Annotated in this window: 15 protein-coding genes; 6 read left to right on the top strand and 9 right to left on the bottom strand. The window is 62.8% G+C overall.

Annotated elements, in window-relative coordinates:
• Nucleotides 1-9 precede the first annotated feature (9 nt).
• From V474_RS20045 to V474_RS20035, 3 genes are read left to right on the top strand one after another with little or no spacing between them, the layout of a single operon-like run.
• The gene (locus tag V474_RS20045) at nucleotides 10-813 is read left to right on the top strand and encodes an enoyl-CoA hydratase/isomerase family protein (RefSeq protein ID WP_059153177.1); all 804 of its coding nucleotides are present in this window, start codon (nucleotides 10-12) and stop codon (nucleotides 811-813) included.
• Nucleotides 814-817: 4 nt separating this feature from the next.
• On the top strand, nucleotides 818-1,351 hold the full coding sequence (locus tag V474_RS20040; protein ID WP_059153176.1) for a cupin domain-containing protein: 534 nt from the start codon (nucleotides 818-820) through the stop codon (nucleotides 1,349-1,351).
• 23 nt (nucleotides 1,352-1,374) lie between these two features.
• On the top strand, nucleotides 1,375-2,241 hold the full coding sequence (locus tag V474_RS20035) for an enoyl-CoA hydratase (protein ID WP_059153175.1): 867 nt from the start codon (nucleotides 1,375-1,377) through the stop codon (nucleotides 2,239-2,241).
• Between the two features lie 67 nt (nucleotides 2,242-2,308).
• On the opposite strand, the gene V474_RS20030 is transcribed toward V474_RS20035, so the two are convergent.
• From V474_RS20030 to V474_RS20010, 5 genes are read right to left on the bottom strand one after another with little or no spacing between them, the layout of a single operon-like run.
• On the bottom strand, nucleotides 2,309-3,373 hold the full coding sequence (locus V474_RS20030; RefSeq protein ID WP_059153174.1) for a phosphotransferase: 1,065 nt from the start codon (nucleotides 3,371-3,373) through the stop codon (nucleotides 2,309-2,311).
• Nucleotides 3,363-4,535 (bottom strand): acyl-CoA dehydrogenase family protein, encoded by a 1,173-nt coding sequence (locus V474_RS20025; protein ID WP_059153173.1) that lies wholly within the window; start codon nucleotides 4,533-4,535, stop codon nucleotides 3,363-3,365. The genes V474_RS20030 and V474_RS20025 overlap by 11 nt, the downstream gene beginning before the upstream one ends.
• Complete coding sequence (locus V474_RS20020; protein WP_059153172.1) at nucleotides 4,532-5,296, bottom strand: SDR family NAD(P)-dependent oxidoreductase; 765 nt, start codon at nucleotides 5,294-5,296, stop codon at nucleotides 4,532-4,534. The genes V474_RS20025 and V474_RS20020 overlap by 4 nt, the downstream gene beginning before the upstream one ends.
• A gap of 18 nt (nucleotides 5,297-5,314) precedes the next feature.
• On the bottom strand, nucleotides 5,315-6,019 hold the full coding sequence (locus V474_RS20015) for an EthD domain-containing protein (RefSeq protein ID WP_148649486.1): 705 nt from the start codon (nucleotides 6,017-6,019) through the stop codon (nucleotides 5,315-5,317).
• Nucleotides 6,020-6,069: 50 nt separating this feature from the next.
• A complete protein-coding gene (locus V474_RS20010; protein WP_059153170.1) occupies nucleotides 6,070-8,292 on the bottom strand; it encodes a TonB-dependent receptor in 2,223 nt (740 codons plus the stop codon).
• Nucleotides 8,293-8,621: 329 nt separating this feature from the next.
• Here V474_RS20010 and V474_RS20005 point away from each other — a divergent pair, with 329 nt between their 5' ends.
• Together V474_RS20005 and V474_RS20000 are read left to right on the top strand one after the other, a co-directional pair.
• Nucleotides 8,622-10,007 carry an aromatic ring-hydroxylating oxygenase subunit alpha gene (locus V474_RS20005; protein ID WP_059153169.1) on the top strand — a complete coding sequence of 462 codons (1,386 nt, stop codon included), beginning with the start codon at nucleotides 8,622-8,624 and terminating at the stop codon, nucleotides 10,005-10,007.
• A gap of 99 nt (nucleotides 10,008-10,106) precedes the next feature.
• Nucleotides 10,107-10,856 carry a sugar phosphate isomerase/epimerase family protein gene (locus tag V474_RS20000; RefSeq protein ID WP_169795108.1) on the top strand — a complete coding sequence of 250 codons (750 nt, stop codon included), beginning with the start codon at nucleotides 10,107-10,109 and terminating at the stop codon, nucleotides 10,854-10,856.
• A 67-nt stretch (nucleotides 10,857-10,923) separates the two neighbouring features.
• Here V474_RS20000 and V474_RS19995 read toward each other — a convergent pair whose 3' ends face one another.
• Nucleotides 10,924-12,408 carry an aldehyde dehydrogenase gene (locus tag V474_RS19995; protein ID WP_059153167.1) on the bottom strand — a complete coding sequence of 495 codons (1,485 nt, stop codon included), beginning with the start codon at nucleotides 12,406-12,408 and terminating at the stop codon, nucleotides 10,924-10,926.
• A 131-nt stretch (nucleotides 12,409-12,539) separates the two neighbouring features.
• On the opposite strand from V474_RS19995, the gene V474_RS19990 reads away from it, so the two are divergent.
• On the top strand, nucleotides 12,540-14,078 hold the full coding sequence (locus V474_RS19990) for an AMP-binding protein (protein WP_201786074.1): 1,539 nt from the start codon (nucleotides 12,540-12,542) through the stop codon (nucleotides 14,076-14,078).
• Nucleotides 14,079-14,113: 35 nt separating this feature from the next.
• Here the strand turns inward: V474_RS19990 and V474_RS19985 are convergent, their stop codons facing one another.
• From V474_RS19985 to V474_RS19975, 3 genes are read right to left on the bottom strand one after another with little or no spacing between them, the layout of a single operon-like run.
• Nucleotides 14,114-14,548 carry a hypothetical protein gene (locus V474_RS19985; protein WP_059153165.1) on the bottom strand — a complete coding sequence of 145 codons (435 nt, stop codon included), beginning with the start codon at nucleotides 14,546-14,548 and terminating at the stop codon, nucleotides 14,114-14,116.
• The gene (locus V474_RS19980; RefSeq protein ID WP_148649485.1) at nucleotides 14,545-15,576 is read right to left on the bottom strand and encodes a phosphotransferase family protein; all 1,032 of its coding nucleotides are present in this window, start codon (nucleotides 15,574-15,576) and stop codon (nucleotides 14,545-14,547) included. The genes V474_RS19985 and V474_RS19980 overlap by 4 nt, the downstream gene beginning before the upstream one ends.
• Entirely contained in the window at nucleotides 15,573-16,673 is a 1,101-nt protein-coding gene (locus V474_RS19975) for a DUF7064 domain-containing protein (RefSeq protein WP_059153163.1), read from the bottom strand. Before V474_RS19975 ends, V474_RS19980 begins: the two co-directional genes overlap by 4 nt.
• Nucleotides 16,674-16,681 lie beyond the last annotated feature (8 nt).

The following is a 16,681-nucleotide window of genomic DNA, read 5'->3' as shown; positions in this document are numbered from 1 at the left end:
ATCACAATCATGAGCGAAGCCCCGCATCTGCTGGTCAGCGAAGACGACGGCATCCTGATCGCCACGTTTAATCGCCCTGAGAAACTCAATGCGATGAGCATCGAACTGATGCGCACGCTGGAAAGCGCGGTCGAGCGTTTCCGCGACACGCCCGAACTCAAGGTCATGCTGATCCGTTCGACCGGCCGCTATTTCTCGTCCGGCGCCGACCTCAAGGAAGGCGGCGAGGCTACCGGGGCGCCGACGACCGGCTCCGAAATCCGCGAGGCGCACCGGCGCCTACCGACGCGGATGCGCCAGGTATGGGACGAGATGGAGGCGATCGAAAAACCCTTCGTCGTCGCGCATCAGGCGCGCTGCGTCGGCGGCAGTCTCGAAATGTCGCTCTCGTGCGATTTCCGCCTGGCCGCCGCCAGCGCCAGTTATGCGTTTCCCGAAGCCAAGTTCGGCGTCCTGCCTGCCACCAACGGGGTAAGCCGGCTCACCCGTCTGGTCGGCCCGCACTGGGCCCGCCTCCTCATCATGGCCAACATGCCAGTCGACGCGCAAGAAGCGCGGATCATGGGCCTGGTCCACAAGATTTACCCGGACGAGACGTTCGAACAAGACGTTATGGCCTTCTGCCGTCACCTGGCGCAGCAGAACGGCGAGATGGTGGGGACCGCCAAGCTCGCGATCGAACTGTGCGCCGACCTGCCGGCGGCCCAGGCCGCCTCCGTCGAGCGTATGGCCAACAGCGCGCTCATGCTGCAGCCCTCCTATCTCAAGATGATGAGTGCCCATCTCGCGACCATCGGCAGCAAAAAGGGATAACACCATGACCGGCTCGACCCAGACACCCGCGACATTCCAGATCTTCCGTGCCGCCGACGCCAAGGGTTTGATGGAAGAAGGGTGCATGTCAATCGAGCCGTTCACCCCGGTGCAGCGGGCCGGCATGGATAAGCTGGTGGGGGCCGGCTTCCTCGACGGCGAGGAAGTGCGCGTGCTGTGCAACCTGCCCGGCTTCAGCCTCACGCATGTGTGGTTCAAGAAGGACTACCCGCTGCCGCTGCACAGCCACGACACCGACTGCCTCTACTACATCATCGCCGGATCGCTCCGGCTGGGCACCGAGGATCTGGGCCCTCGTGATACGGTCTTCATCCCGGCCGGGGTCCCCTATACGTACAAGCCTGGCCCGGACGGCGCGGAACTGCTGGAATTCCGCCATGCCTCGCACTTCAACTTCGTCAATCTGGCGAAAGGCGCCGCGTTCTGGGACAAGGCCGCCGAAATCGCGGCCAGCCGCCACGAGGAATGGAAGACCGCCGTTCCCCCCACGCTCAACACCGCCCCGGCGGGCGCCTGAACGCTTCACCAAGGAACACGAGCATGACCCAGAGCACCGTCCGCTACGAAACCCCGGCAGAAGGCGTGGCCCGCATTGTCCTCGCCCGTGCCGACAAGCACAACGCGATCAACCCGCAGTTGATCTTCGACGTGAACGAGGCCTTCAACCGGGCAGTGCGCGACGAAGCCGTCAAAGTCATCATCCTGGGCGCGGACGGTCGCAATTTCTCCGCCGGGCATGACATTGCCGACACGGTCGCGGACTATCAGGCGGCGGTGCAGGCCAACAGCCCCGGGGTCAGCACCTGGAGCGATTTCGCAGAGGACTATACCCACGGCTGGTACGCTGCGGAAAAGGAAGCCTATCTCGAATCCGCGCGGCGCTGGCGTAATCTGTCGAAGCCGACGATCTGCACCGTGCAGGGCAAATGCATTGCCGGCGCACTTATCTTCGCCTGGGTGTGCGACATCATAGTCGCCGCCAAGGACGCGCAGTTTTCCGACCCGACCGTGACGTTCGGCGTGTCGGGCGTCGAATGGCTCGGCCACCCCTGGGAACTGGGTCCGCGCAAGGCCAAGGAGTTCCTGTTCACGTCCGACATCTGGAGCGCGGAGGAAGCGCATCGGCTCGGCATGGTCAATCACGTGGTCGAGCGCGAAGAGCTTGACGACTTCGCGCTCGCCATGGCGAAACGCATCGCGCTGAAACCGGCTTTCGCTCTTAAGCTGGCGAAGGAAGCGGTGAACAAGACACTGGACACGCAAGGCCAGATGAACGCGATCGACCAGGCGTTTTCGCTGCACCACCTGTGCCATAACCAGAACTTCCGCAAGTTCGGTTACGGCATGGATACGAGCAACCTGCCAAAGGTGGCGAACGTCCCCAAGAAGGTCGTCGAACCGGGTTGAGCGTAGCTCCCGCCCCGGCATCGGATGTCGATCAGTACTTCCGACCGGGCGGGGATGAGAGCATGGTCTACCTGGCCATGCAACGATCCATCGCTTCCCGGGCCAGCCGGGCAAGACGCGGAAACGCTTCTGCACGCTCGCGCGCATTGGCCGAGGATGCATTGCCTCGCAGGACCCGCCCCTTGATCCCGTGGAAGATGGCCGCCAGCCTGAAGAAGCTGAACGCCATATAGAAATTCCAGTCCGCGATGCTCTCACGGCCCGTCCGGCGGCAATAGGCAGTGATGTAGTCTTCCTCGGTCGGCAGGCCCAGGGGCACCGGGTCCGCTCCCCCCAGCCCGGCGACGATGTCGGAGGGCATGCGATACATCATCGCGTGATAGGCGAAGTCCGCGAGCGGATGCCCCAGAGTAGAAAGCTCCCAGTCCAGAACCGCCAGAATGCGGGGTTCGGTCGGGTGGAAAATCATGTTGTCGCAGCGGAAATCGCCATGGACGAGGCGAGTCTCGTCATCGGGGGGAATGGCGGTTGGCAGCCATTCGACCACGGCATCCATGTCCGGGTCGCGCCCTGCCAGATCGTCGGCAAGGTACTGTTGCGACCAGCGCCCGATCTGCCGCTCGAAATAGTTTCCAGCGCGTCCGAAATCGCCGAGACCGACAGCTTGCGGATCGAGCGAATGCATGGCCGCGATCACGGCGTTCATGGCATCGTAGTAGCGCCCGCGTTCATCGCGCGGCACTTGCGAAAAAGCCGCGTCCCAGAAGATGCGGCCCTCGACCATTTCCATCACGACGAAATCGCTGCCCAGGACCGCAGGGTCGTTGCACGTTCCCAGGATGCGCGGGACCGGCACCGGCGTAGGTTCGAGTGCGGACAATACCCTGGCTTCGCGCAGCACGTCGTGGGCGCCCTTCAGGATCGCGCCCGGCGGCTTGCGCCGCAGCACGTAACGTGCCGCAGGCGTGCTGAGGCGATAGGTCGGGTTGGACTGCCCCCCGTTGAACTGGTCGATCGTCAACGGCCCTGCAAAACCCGCGACGTTCGTGTGCAGCCAGGCAAGCAGCGCCGCCTCGTCGACCGCAGTGCGGATCACGCCCGCACCTTCGTTGGAATCGGCTTCAGTCGGCATGGGCTGCCTTCCAGTCACGCTTGATCTTCTTGGCAAGGCTCCACTTGTGAACCTCGGTCGGGCCGTCGTAGATGCGGAAGGCCCGCACCTCGCGGAACACCTGTTCGACCACGGTGCGGTCGGTGACACCGGTCCCGCCAAGTACCTGAACGCAGCGATCGGCGATCCGCATCAAGGCCTCCGACACGGCGACCTTGGCCATCGAACTTTCCACCGTCCCGAGCGAGCCGGTGTCGAGCACGCCTGCGCACCAGTCGATCATCAGTTCGGCCTGTTTCAAGTCGATCATGTTCTCGGCAAGCATGAAACCCACCCCTTCGTGATCGATGAGGACCTTGCCGAAAGCCTGGCGCCGGTTGGCATAATCGGTCGCGATCTCGTGCGCGCGGATGCAGGCGCCCAGCCAGCGCATGCAGTGCGAGAGGCGTGCGGGGCTCAGGCGGACCTGTGCGTACTTGAAGCCCTCGCCCGCTTCGCCCAACATCTGATCGGCGGGGACCCGCAGGTTGTCGATCGTGATTGTGGCGTGGCCGCCGGGCATCGACGTATCGATAGTGTTAGGCACATGGTCGATGCGGATTGCCGGGTCGGGCAGGTCCACCAAAAACATGCATGCGCCCTGCTCTGCCTTGGCCATGACGATACCCACCGAAGCGCCTTGCGCACCGGTGATGAAGGTCTTGCGGCCATCGACCACCCAGTGGTTGCCGTCCTGCCGGCAGGTCGTCTTCATCATCGAGGGATCGGAGCCCGCGCCCCCGTCCTCGGCCGGTTCGGTCATGAAGAAAGCGCTGCGACCGCGTCCGTCGAGCAGGTTCCTGAGGAACCGCTCCTTGAGTGCGGGACTGCCGACCTTGCCCAGCAGGTACATGTTGCCCTCGTCGGGCGCCATCGTGTTGCACGCCAGCGGGCCGAGCGGGGACAGGCCGCTGCGAATCAGCACCACGGCCGTTTCGCGTTGGTTGAGGTGGCTGCCATCGGGCAGGACGTGCGGCGTCAGAACGCCGGCGACGCGGGCCTTGTCGCGCATCTCGTAGACCAGTTCGTCGAGCGGCGCGCCATGATGATCGCGGCGTGGGTCCTGTTCATATGGGATGACTGTCTGCCGGACAAAAGCCTCCACCTTGTCGGCGATTTCGAGAGCGCGGGCACTGATGGTCATAGCGATTGTCCGTCGTCGATGGTGAATACGGCGCCGGTGGTATGCAGCGCGGCGTCGGAGCAGAGATAGGTGACCGGTTCGTCAAGCGAGCCGATGGGTTGCAGCGAGCGCCGATGGAAACCCGCGATCTGCGTCTTGCCGCTTTCGCTGGCGAACCAGTCTGCGGCCATCTCGGTCGCGATGAAGCCGGGCTGGACGACGTTGACGTTGATGCCCTGGCGCACCCATTCGCGAGCCAGATTGCGCCCCAGGTGAGCGACCCCCGCCTTGCTGGCGCAATAAGCCGCCTCGCCTTGCAGCGAGACATCGGCCGCCATCGAACCGATCAGCACGATCCGCCCACGCCGGCTTTCGCGCACACCGGCGGCAAGCATCCGTCGCGCCCCTTCCCGAGCGGTGAGGTAGACGCCAAGCAGGTTCGTGTCGAACACCGCTCGCAGGGCCTCGACCGTCACTTCCGTCGAGCGGCCAGGCGCAGAAACCCCGGCGTTCGCGATGATCGTGTCGATCGAACCGAAGTCGGCCGCCGCGACCGCGTCATATGCCGCGATTACTGAAGCCTCGCTGGTCACGTCCATGTCGATCGCCAGGGCGTCGCCGCCCGCGGCTTCGATGTCCTGCGCCAGCGACGACACCTTCTCCTTGCGCCGTGCCGCCAGCACGACACGCGCGCCGGCAGAGGAGAGGACCCGTGCAAAGTGCGCCCCAAGGCCCGATGATGCACCCGTTATCAGGCAAGTCCGCCCGTTTAGTCTAGACATGTATGGTCCTTGGAAAATTCAGCCGATGTCCACCATCAGCGCGTGGCGCATGCTGGCATGGTCGATGCGACCCTGCTCGTCAGCGAGCACCGTGGCCATGGCGACGGGATCGCTGATCGAGTGAAGGTAGGCATCGCGATCCTCCCACGTCAGGTTGTCGTAGGCGTCGTATTCGGCGTCCGGCACGCCAAACGCCCCCGCCAGCCGGCGCGACATGTCGTGATCGACGTGGACCTGGTCGTAGGCGAGCAGTCCCTCACCAAGTACCGGGATCGCGATGCCGGAATGCTGGTCGTGCCACCACTGGCGGAACTGCGCATTCGTGGTGCCGGGATCTCGGCGGAATGCCAGGCTGAGAAACAGCCCGCCGGCTCTGACCGGGACCATGTGGAACATCGGCCCGGTCATGACCTGCATTGATCCTCCCTCCGCGATCTCCTCTACGAGCGGCCGCAGTGCGGCGCATATCGCGTCAAGGTCCCTCACGCGGGCATTGGGGATGCTGACTTCGACCGCCCCGTCCGTCTCCCCGGCCTCGCGCGCGCCGACAACGGGTTCCTTGCCGCCCAGATCAGGATGCCGGTCGGCCACCCCGATGCGTACTGGGCAACCATCGGCGGCATGGCGGATCGCCTCTACGCCAGCACGAAGCGCGGCTGCGAACGGCACTAAGTCCGCGCCGGGTGCATTGAACATGAGGGCGAGGCGCCAGTGGGTCTGCACGGTAATCCTCCTTTGCCCCGCAACAAAGGTTGCGGGGCGCAATGTCTGTACTAAAAGCCGAATTCAGCGCGAATACCGAAAGTGCGCGGCGGGGCGTAGCTGCCCACGTCTCCCAGCGTCGATGTCAGGGTCGAGGCGAGGTAAGCCTTGTTAGTCAGGTTCTTTCCCCACAGCACCAGACGCAGGCCTTCGATCCCCGAAGGCGCGAAAGACAATTCGCCGTCGAACGTGGTGTAGGCGCCCTGCTTGATACGATTGCCAGGCTCCATCCCGTAGCTGCTGGTGTGATAAAGCGAACCGTAGGCGCCGATCCGCCCCGCGCTCGTCTCGATCGCATAGTTGGCGCTGAAATTACCGCTGAATTTGGGCGCGCGCAGCAGCCGCGCGCCGCTCAGGTCGGTGGTGATCTGCAAGTTTCCGGTGCCCGTTGACACGAAGGCTGCGGCGTTCTGGAAATCGGTGTACTTGGCATCGAGAAACGCCCCTCCGCCCGACAACGTAAGTTCCGGTGTAACTTCCCAGCTAAGGTCGAAATCGACGCCCTTGACCCGGGCGGCAGCGGCGTTCTGCGTTATATACGCCTTACCCGGAACATAGACGACGGCTTGCAGGTTCGTGTAATCGTAATAGAAGCCCGCAATGCCGAAGCGCACGGTCCGCGCGATCCGGCCCTTCACGCCCACTTCGTATGCCGTGATCGTCTCGGGTTTGACGGGATCGAGCGAGTAATCGGTGGTGTTGACCACGCCGCTCTTGAACCCCTTGCCCCAGCTTGCATAAACATTGGTGTCGGACGTCAGTTCATAGCGGGCGGTGATACGCGGCGTGAACTTGCTGAAGGTGACGGGGTTGCCCGGATAGGGAACCACTTCGGGCAGGGTCACGCCATTGAGCGTATCCGAAAACGTCTTCTGCCGCTCCTTGGTGTAGCGTCCGCCAGCGGTCAGCGTCAGCTTTTCGACAGGCTTGACGGTGATCTCGCCGTATCCCGCGATGATCTGCTTCTCGACCTTGCCGTACTGGTTGAGCGGGGCGAGCAGGACCTTGGGCGACGGGGGAACGGTAGGCACGAAGATGTCGAAGATGTTGTTGCCAAACGTCTCGTTGCCATCAAGGTAGAAAGCGCCGACCAGGAATTCGAACGCGCCGAACCTGCGCGAGGCGAAGTTGGTGTCATGCACGAAGTAGCGGCCGGTCAGCGGCTCCGCTCGCGCTTCGCCGATATTCGCTGCCGTGCCGTCGACATCGGAAAGGTAGATGATCCGGTTGCTGGTCAGTCCCGAGATCGACGTAATCGTACCGGCATCGAGATCCAGTTGCGCCCGAAGGCTGGCGCCCTTGGAACGGATTTTCGTGAACACGTCGGGAGAGGTCGAGAATTCACCCGGTTTGGTGGCGTCGGGAGTTGCCGGAATGGGGAACAACGGCCCCAGGTCCGGGCCCAGCAGGCCACTCAGGTCGGCTGCATGACCGATCGAGTTACCATTGATGGCGAACCCCGCATACATCGAGGAGTCGCGCCGCTCTGCGTAGTAGGCCGTGGCGGTGACGTTGAAGCTGGAACTGGGTTTGAACAGCAGCTTACCCCGGACAACCTTGGCTGTGAGCCCCAGGTCCCGCTGACCGGTCACGACCTGGCGGCGGAACCCGTCGCGATCCTGATAAGAGGCGGACAGGCTTGCCGCAACCGTGTCGGACAACGGCGCCGAAGCGTAGCCGCGCAATTGCACATCGTTATAGTTGCCGTAGCTGGCGCTGAACTTACCGGTCGCGGTGAAACTGGGCATCAGGCTGGAGACCAAAATGGCGCCGCCCGTGGCATTCTGCCCGTAAAGCGCACCTTGCGGTCCCTTGAGAACCTCGATCTGCTGGACGTCGGGAAGATCGATGAGCGTGGCGATCTGTTGCGGCTGATAAAGCCCGTCGATGTACATGGCGACATTGGAATTTTCGCCGAGATTGGCGCCCGTGGACGTGATGCCGCGCACCGCCGGTTGCAGGAACGAGCCGTAGAATGTCATCGCCACGCCCGGCACTACCCGCGTGAGGTCGGACGTGTTGGACACGCCGGCCTGGGATAGCGCCTCGGCATCGAGGGCCACGATGGACATCGGCACATCGACCAGCTTTTCGCTACGCCGCTGGGCAGTAACGACGATATCGCCGTTGCTCGCCGCCGGCGGGGCATCCTGCGCCCGCGCCGAAGCGATACCAGTCATCCCTGGGACGGCAAGCGCGGTCCCCGCGAGAATCACCTTGAGCAGCTTCCCCATCACACACCCTCCGTTTTCATTATAGGAAGCGTTCCTAAGTCGCCGCCGATTAGAATGCAACGATGCAATTTCGTTAATGTCAGGATTGAAATTCAGTCTGATAACGATGTTTAACGGCGGTAATCCGCCATTTCGGCAGCCCGACCCAATTTGTTGTCCAAGCAATTGAGCGGTTGCGGAAAACCCGTTTCGACGCTAGCAAGAGAGGCAATTCACAACTGGCAATGCAATTCGACCCGCGTGAACCGGATCGAGCCGGAGGCGCACCCTTACTGCGCTACCTGATCCAGATTGTTCGGGCCGAAAACGGCTGAAAAATGGGATGTACGATGACTGAAGATGTGACGGCCGCCCTTGAGAAGGTGCCATTCCGGATCACCAACCCTGAACTTATCCCGGCAGAACGGTACTACGACCGTGAGTTCTTCGAACTCGAGCGCGAGAAGCTGTGGCCGCACGTGTGGCAAATGGCCTGCCGACTGGAGGAAATCCCGAACGTCGGAGATTACACGCAATACACGATTCTCGACAAGTCGGTGATCCTGGTCAATACCAAGAACGGCGTTAAGGCATTTCACAACGCCTGCCGACACCGCGGCGTTCGGCTGGCTACGGGCCCGGGCAACTGCGCCAAGCAAGGCTTCGTCTGTCCCTTCCACGGCTGGCGCTGGAACCCCGAAGGCAAGAACACCTTCGTCTTCGGCAAGCAGGTGTTCAGCGAGGAGTTGCTCGACAAGGCCGAGATCGACCTAGTTCCCTGCCGGGTGGAGTTCTGGGCTGGCTGCGCCTTCATCAATTTCGACGACGACGCGCCGTCGCTGCTGGAAAGCCTGGGCCCCGTGGCCGAGCGCATGAATGCGCGCCACGCCGACAAGCTGAAGATGGATTGGTGGTACGCCACCGAACTGCCGACCAACTGGAAACTCGCGATGGAGGCCTTCCAGGAAGGCTACCACACGATGAAGACTCATCCGCAGCTTCATCAGCTTTCGGCGCTTGGTAATCCTTATGGCACCGATGCCGATGGACTAATGGTCAACCGGGGCCTCGATGCGCGCCAAACGGTCAACATGCAGGTCGATTTCCTCGCGCGGCTGGGTTCGGGCATGGGCGGCATGGTCCACGATTCCGAAGTCGCGGTGCTGGAAACCTTGCGCGACATGGAAGTGCCGGAGGACCCGGTAGCTGCCACCATGGCATTCTACGCCCGGGCACAGGAGGAAATCACAAAGGACGGCCTCGCCCGCGGCGCGCCGATGTTCGACATTCCCAAGGTCTCGCAAGAAGTCGAGTTCCATGCGGTGGAATTCATGTTCCCGCACTTCTTCCTGCTGCCTCTGATAGGCGCGATGTCCTCCTACCGTATCCGGCCATTGACGCCGGAAACGTGCCTTTTCGAAATCTGGTCGCTGACCCTGCGTCCCGAAGACGAACCTTACGACACGCCCAAGGTGCCGACGGTGCTGCCTCACGACTCGACGGAGTTCCCCGAAATCCCGCAGCAGGACTATGCGAACCTGCCACGTCAACAGTTGGGCCTGCATGCCGGCGGGTTCACGCACATGCGCCTTTCCAAGGATACCGAAGGGATGATCAGCAACTACCAGCGCCTGGTCGATGGCTATTTGGCCGGACTGGATCTTCAGCGACTGACGAAAGCATCGCAGATCGTGAACTGCGGCTTCGAGACGCCGATCACCGACATCGGTTTCTGATCGGGAAAAAGGGGGCGTCGACAGCCAAAATAGTTCGGACTGTCGATGCCCCCTTTTCCCGCCATTTCGATCAATACACTATGCCTGCCTGCTGCCCCGTTGAGCCGGCATATTGAACTCGTGCGCAGACTGGGGGTCGCGGCGATCAGCCCGACGTTGGAAGATGTGGAAGACTTCGGGATCGCAGCAGCCGCTTCGCTTTTGCGCGAGACAGGACTAGCGGTTGCGACCGTCACGCATCGTGCATTCGGATTTGCCACGCCGGATGAGGCCCGCGCTGCCCGGAAGCGATTACGTCATACAATCGCTATCGCCGAAACCATCGGCGCAAAGACCATCACGATAACCACCGGGGGTCGCGGAGACCTGACCTGGGCCGTTGCGGTGGAGCGCTTCGCCTCCGAAATAGCCGCCTGTGCCCTGACGGCGCGCAATGCCGGCATCCTCCTGTCGCTTGAGCCGACTTCGCACCTTTATGCTGACGTCTCGATCGCACACCGTCTCATGGACACGGTACGCATCGCGCGCGCCGCCGGCATTAACATCGGAATCGACGTTTTCGCCTGCTGGTTCGATGCCGATATCGACGATGCGATCGTGGCCGCCGCTCCTCATGTCGCCCTCGTGCAGGTCAGCGATTACATCGCCGGCGACCGCGAATTGCCTTGTCGCGCGATCCCGGGCGATGGCATGGCGCGGCTCGATCGGCTGATACCCTTGATCCATCGGGCGGGCTTTCGTGGATATTACGATCTCGAAGTGATCGGTCCGCGTATCGCCGCAGAGGGCGCAGAGGCCGCCCTCGCTCGCGGCGTGCGCTATCTGCGCGCACTGCTTTCGAAAGACTGAGCACATCACCGCCGCTTGCACGGAGGCGGCCTCTTCAACTGCGGCGCCAAGCTCCGAAACGCACCGTCTATTGCGCGGCGAGAGGAGCGTCCTCGAAGATCATCGTCTTGGTCTCGAGGTAAGGGAGCAAGCCCTCGACGCCACCTTCGCGCCCGATGCCCGACTGCTTGTAGCCGCCAAAAGCGATCGAGAAGTCGGCCTTGAAAGCGTTGTGCCCCACCGTGCCCGAGCGAAGGCGGCGACCCACGGCATAAGCGCGCTCTGGATCGTGCGTGAATACGCTGGCATTGAGTCCGTAGATACTGTCGTTCGCGATCGCAATCGCCTGTTCCTCGTCGCCCGCACGGATCACGCTTACCACAGGACCGAAGATTTCCTCGCGCGCGATGGTCGACTGGTTATCGACATCCGCGAACACGGTGGGTTCGATGTAGTAGCCACGATTGAGATGGTTTGGCCGCCCGCCCCCGCAGGCAAGTCGCGCGCCCTCCTCCTGGCCGATCGCGATCAGACGCTCGACCCGATCGCGTTGCCGTTCGATCGCGAGAGGACCCATCTGGCTGGCCGGATCGAAAGGGTCGCCTACCTTTATCTTGCCGAATGCCTCGGCAAGAGCATCGACGAAATCGTCGTGCCGCTTGTCTCCCACGATCACGCGGGTCAGCGAAGCGCAGACCTGGCCGGTCATGACCGGCGTGCTGCGGGCGAGCACGTCGGCAGCCTTGCCCAGATCGTAGTCGTCAAGGATGATGGCCGGCGACTTGCCGCCCAGCTCCAGCGTGAAGCGCGCGATGCGCTCCCCGCAGATGGATGCGATCCGGCGGCCGGCCAGGGTCGAGCCGGTGAAGCTGACCTTGTCGACGCCAGGGTGGCGCACCAGCAGCTCGGAAACCTCGCGGTCCGCTGTCAGGACGTTGAACACGCCCGCCGGCAAGCCGGCTTGCTCGCAGACTTCGGCCAGGATGTAAGGCGATGACGGCGCCTCGGGCGAGGCTTTCACGATCACCGAGCAGCCCGCCATGAGGGCCGGTGCCACCTTCTGCGTCATCAACTGGCCCGGAGCGTTCCAAGGGACGATGGCGGCCACGACCCCCACCGCCTCGCGCACCAGCAGCGCCGGCTGGCCGAAGGCGGATGTGCGCTTTTCTTCCCATCCGAAGGTATCGGCAAGGCTTGCGTAATAGCGGAACGTGGCGGCGAGGCCGTTGGCCGCATGAGCGGCCATCGAACGCAGCACGCCGGACTCCTGCGTCCAGCTGTCGGCAAGTTCGTCACTGCGCGCGGCCAGTCCGTCAGCGATCCGGTTGAGGTACCCGGCACGTTCCTGAGGGGACAGGCGCGACCAAGGCCCGGTGTCGAACGCGCGGCGCGCCGCGGTTACCGCTGCTTCGACGTCCGGTGCCTGGGCTTCGGCCACCGTCAGGAAGACATCCTCGCTCGCGCTGTCGAAAACCTCGATCATGCCGCGCGATGAAGGCGCGATCCATTCGCCGCCGATATAAAAACGGTCTGGATGACGGATCGACGAAAGCCTGCTTGTGGTAGCGGTCATCTGGCACTCTCCCGGGCGCTCATATTCGAATTGCAACGCCGTCATTGCGATAATTGCAGGGGCGAGCTTTACAGGGCATAGCCTCGCTTTCAAAGTCCTAATCGACTCATCCCAAACACAAGAGGGCAATCATGCACCCGCGCATTCACGCCGAGAGCCAACCGGAAAAGATCGCCTTGGTCATGGCTCGAACGGGTGAAAGTCTGACGTATGGCGAATTGGAACGGCGGGCCAACCAAGCCGCGCACGCACTGCGGAAGCTGGGCCTGAAAACAGGCGACACCATGGCCATCGCGTGCGATAACCGGCTCGAATTCTTCGACATCTACTGGGCAGCTCAGCGCGCAGGGATTATCCTGGTCTTGCTCTCCGCGCGCCTCAAGCTGGACGAAATCGCGTATATCGTCAATGACAGCGGCGCCCGGGCCCTGCTGGTTTCGGACGCGATGGCCGATACCGCACGTGCGGTCGCTGCGTCTCGGGACAAGGTGCCCGGTCTCGTGCAACTTTTGCCGATCGGCCCGGTGGACGACCTGACCGACTGGATATGCCTGTGCGGCGGCCAGTCCACCGATCCGATCGCCGACGAACACATTGGTGGGCGCATGGTCTATTCCTCCGGCACGACGGGGCGGCCCAAGGGAATTCGCTTTGCCTCCGCATCGGGAAGCCCGGTTCAGCCCAACCCCGCTGCCGTGCTGTTCAATCGCCTCTATGGGCTGGACGGGGAAACGATCTACCTTTCGCCCGCGCCGCTATACCACAGCGCGCCCATGGGCATGACGGCCGGCATTCAGTCAGTGGGCGGCACCGCGATCGTCATGGACAAGTTCGACCCCGAAGCGTTCCTGCAGGCGATCGAACGCTGGAAGGTTACCGCGCTGATGGCGGTGCCCACGATGTTCATCCGCCTCCTGGCCCTACCGCCCGAAGTGAGGGCGCGCTACGATCTGTCGTCGCTCAGGACGGTGATCCACGCCGCCGCCCCCTGCCCGCCCCCCGTCAAGCGGGCCATGATCGACTGGCTTGGTCCGATTGTGGAGGAGTTCTACGCTGGTTCGGAAGGCAATGGTCATGTGACCATCAGCAGCGCGGAGTGGCTCGCCCGTCCGGGCTCGGTGGGACGGGCCGTTGTCGGCGAGATTCATATCTGCGGCGACGACGGCGGCGAGTTACCGATCGGTGAGACGGGGACGATCTATTTCGGCGGCGGCAGGGCCGTCACCTACCACAACGACCCGGCCAAGACCGTGTCCGCCCACAACCCGCTTCATCCGGACTGGTCTACGATGGGCGACGTGGGACGGGTCGATGCGGACGGCTATCTCTTTCTGTCGGACCGCAAGGATTTCATGATCATTTCGGGCGGGGTCAATGTCTATCCTCAAGAGGTCGAGGATCTGTTGATCACTCATCCTGACGTCGCCGATGCGGCGGTGTTCGGCGTGCCGCACCCGGATTTCGGCGAGGAGGTGAAGGCTGTGATCCAGCCGCAGAACTGGAATGCTGCCGGCGATGCTCTGGCAGCAGACCTTATTGCCTGGTGCAGGGATCGGCTCGCGGATATCAAATGCCCGCGCAGCGTCGATTTCGAAAGACAACTGCCTCGGGCCGAGACTGGAAAGCTGTACAAGAAGGAGTTGAAGGCACGGTACTGGCAGGACGCCTGACCGCAGGCGATTCTGTCAGCAGCACGGACCACGCCCTATTCGCGCGGCGCGCGCCGGGCTTCCGTTTTCTCAAGGTGCCGCCAGATACGCTGGTCCAGAACCACGGCCGCCTCGTCTCGCCGTGATTCCAGCCACTCCTGCGCATCGACCAAAAGGCAGCGCAGCCTGTGATTTTCGGCATCGAGCACGCTGACCGCAAGACCCGGATCCGCACTCGCCGCTGCCTGTGCAAGTCGGTGCGCCTGCGGGCCGTCAGCTAACACGCCCACGTCGGCAAGCAGGTGACGGATCGCAGCGTTTTCATCGACGCGCAGAGCCGCCGCATCTTCCACGGCGTTCGCGCAGATGCGTAATAGAAGCGATGATAGCCTCGCCATCTGCGCGGCGAACGGATCGCCTATTTCCGGCGCAATACGCTCCCGAAGCAGCTCGTCAATTCCATGAAGCGCGTTCTCGGTGGTCAGGTTCATCCCATGGCTCCTCGTTCCCGCATCATCCGCAGTATCAGATCGCGATGAAAGTGGCCGCCGCGAATGCCGGAAAGCGCAATGGTCATCTCGCGATTCCGCCCTGAGGCAAAGCTCGCCGCCGCAGTCGTCCAGATTGCGCAAGCCTTGACCGCGCTGAACAGCTGCCACCAGCGCAACGCCTCACGATCGACCGGCATACCGCTGGCAGCTTCCCACGCGGCCAGGCCGTCGCCAAGCGGAAGATGCCGGGTCATCGGCCAGAACGGATCAAGGCCCCAGGCGATATCTTCCAGCGGATCGCCGACGTGGCACATTTCCCAGTCCAGGATGGCGCTGATCCTGCCATCGGGCGTAAACAGGAAGTTGCCCGAACGGTAGTCGCCGTGGACAATCGCAGGTTTGAGGGGGTCGGGCGGAGGGTTGCGCCTAAGCCAGCGCAACGCGCCGCGCACCGCCGGCTCGCGCACGGCCTCGCCTTCATCGAGAATGGCTTCCCAGTGATCGAGTTCGCTCGACCAGAAGCCGGCCGCCAACGCACCGTTTCGCAGGCTATCCAGGCCAACCGCCCGGTGATCGATCGCGGCAAGCTGCCCTGCGATCGACCAGAACTGGCGCGCGATTTCCTCGCCGTGGCCATCGTAGGGATCCCCAGGAATGAACGGGTTGCCGGGTTTTCCCGGACACAGGTCCATGATGAAGAAAGGCCGGTCTAGCCACTGCGCGTCCAGTTCAAGAAAATGAACGCCAGGGATGGGCACGCCGTGTCCCGCCAGCGCGCGGTACACGTTGTATTCGAGGTCGCGCTCGGCGACGACGAGCCCAGCCGTGGCGTCGCGCCGCAGGATCAACGCACGCTCCACCGCCCTCCCCGATTCGTTCCAGGCGGCATGGAAGCGAAAGGTTTCCTGGCTGCTACCGCCATAGATGCGGGCGAGACCATGCACCCTGACATCGGACGCCTGCGCCATGTGGCGATCGAGATAGTGGGCTATCCCATTTTCCAGATCGGTCATGTAAGTACCGCTCACGGCACATCGAACATGCTGGCGAGGGCAGTCGGTCCATGCCGCCCCATCACGATCGATTCGAGGCAACCGAAACCGGTCATCTGATCGCCATTCGGGACATGCATGGTCAGTTTTGCGAAGGCCTGGGGATGCTGATACGGAGCTTCATGACGGACGATCTCGTCGCTGGCGATTTCGTCGTAACCGACTGCCAGCGGCCCTTTGTTCAGACCATGGGTCCATTCCGGGTTCATGTAACCTATGCCCGAAAGATAGAAGCGTGGGCCGCTTTCGATCTCGATACGGAACTGCCCGCCATTTTCGTCTTTGGCGAGGATCGTGGCAGTATGCGGATAGCGCGTTCCGGGGATGAAGCCGACGGTCAACCGGGCATCGTGGAGATGTTCGACCCGCCCATCGTCATGCATCACGACGAGTCCGCGGTTCCACACCTTTCCGTCGCCGTCCTCATTGATGTAGAAATGTATGGCGCGATCGGGAAAATGGGCAGGCACCCAGAACCACCACACCTGGAATTCGGAGATCGAAGCGGGCTGCTGCGGATCGCGCATACCCACCGCGCGGATGCCCCACGAACGATCTCGCGTTCCATAGGTTCGCGAGGACTCAAGGCGAATTGTGCGCCCGCCTGCCTTTACCCACCCCGACCAGCGCCCGAGCTGCGTCATGCGGGTTATATCCTGGACCAGGCGCGGTCCGTTGCGCCGCGTCGTGCGTGGCTCCTCGATCGGGGCATGACGGCCGTCGAACACAAGATCGGCGGATATACCGTGTTCGTTGTCCTCCACCACCACGCGCAGTTTCTGCAGGGGCGTCACCACCTCGACCCGGATCGGCCCGACCTGCGTGTCCGTCCGCTCCATGTTGAGATGGCGCGAGGCGTGCAGATTATACTGGCGAGCCCCGATGCGCACCGCGAACCCGGCGTCCATGATGTTAAGGTACGGATAGACGCCGAGCGCAGCCGCAAAGTAGACCTCGCCATCGTCGCTGTAGCCATTGAAAAAGTAGCGATCGTAGAAATTGCGGTCAGTACCGGCATAGGCAATAGGGTCTGGCGTCTGGTGGATCGGATAATCGTCCGCCTTGGTAAGCATGGTCCCGC

It is taken from the genome of Novosphingobium barchaimii LL02, from assembly GCF_001046635.1.
In the GTDB taxonomy this organism is placed as follows: domain Bacteria; phylum Pseudomonadota; class Alphaproteobacteria; order Sphingomonadales; family Sphingomonadaceae; genus Novosphingobium; species Novosphingobium barchaimii.
Note: the sequence above shows the minus strand (reverse complement) of the source record. Positions and strands in the feature narration are given on the sequence as shown.

Excerpts from the sequence above, each read along its gene's own strand:
- V474_RS20010 (WP_059153170.1), bottom strand. The coding sequence starts at position 8,292 with ATGGGGAAGCTGCTCAAGGTGATTCTCGCGGGGACCGCGCTTGCCGTC.
- V474_RS19990 (WP_201786074.1), top strand. The coding sequence starts at position 12,540 with ATGCACCCGCGCATTCACGCCGAGAGCCAACCGGAAAAGATCGCCTTG.
- V474_RS20035 (WP_059153175.1), top strand. The coding sequence starts at position 1,375 with ATGACCCAGAGCACCGTCCGCTACGAAACCCCGGCAGAAGGCGTGGCC.
- V474_RS20040 (WP_059153176.1), top strand. The coding sequence starts at position 818 with ATGACCGGCTCGACCCAGACACCCGCGACATTCCAGATCTTCCGTGCC.
- V474_RS20030 (WP_059153174.1), bottom strand. The coding sequence starts at position 3,373 with ATGCCGACTGAAGCCGATTCCAACGAAGGTGCGGGCGTGATCCGCACT.
- V474_RS20020 (WP_059153172.1), bottom strand. The coding sequence starts at position 5,296 with ATGTCTAGACTAAACGGGCGGACTTGCCTGATAACGGGTGCATCATCG.
- V474_RS19995 (WP_059153167.1), bottom strand. The coding sequence starts at position 12,408 with ATGACCGCTACCACAAGCAGGCTTTCGTCGATCCGTCATCCAGACCGT.
- V474_RS20005 (WP_059153169.1), top strand. The coding sequence starts at position 8,622 with ATGACTGAAGATGTGACGGCCGCCCTTGAGAAGGTGCCATTCCGGATC.
- V474_RS19985 (WP_059153165.1), bottom strand. The coding sequence starts at position 14,548 with ATGAACCTGACCACCGAGAACGCGCTTCATGGAATTGACGAGCTGCTT.
- V474_RS19975 (WP_059153163.1), bottom strand. The coding sequence starts at position 16,673 with ATGCTTACCAAGGCGGACGATTATCCGATCCACCAGACGCCAGACCCT.
- V474_RS20045 (WP_059153177.1), top strand. The coding sequence starts at position 10 with ATGAGCGAAGCCCCGCATCTGCTGGTCAGCGAAGACGACGGCATCCTG.
- V474_RS20025 (WP_059153173.1), bottom strand. The coding sequence starts at position 4,535 with ATGACCATCAGTGCCCGCGCTCTCGAAATCGCCGACAAGGTGGAGGCT.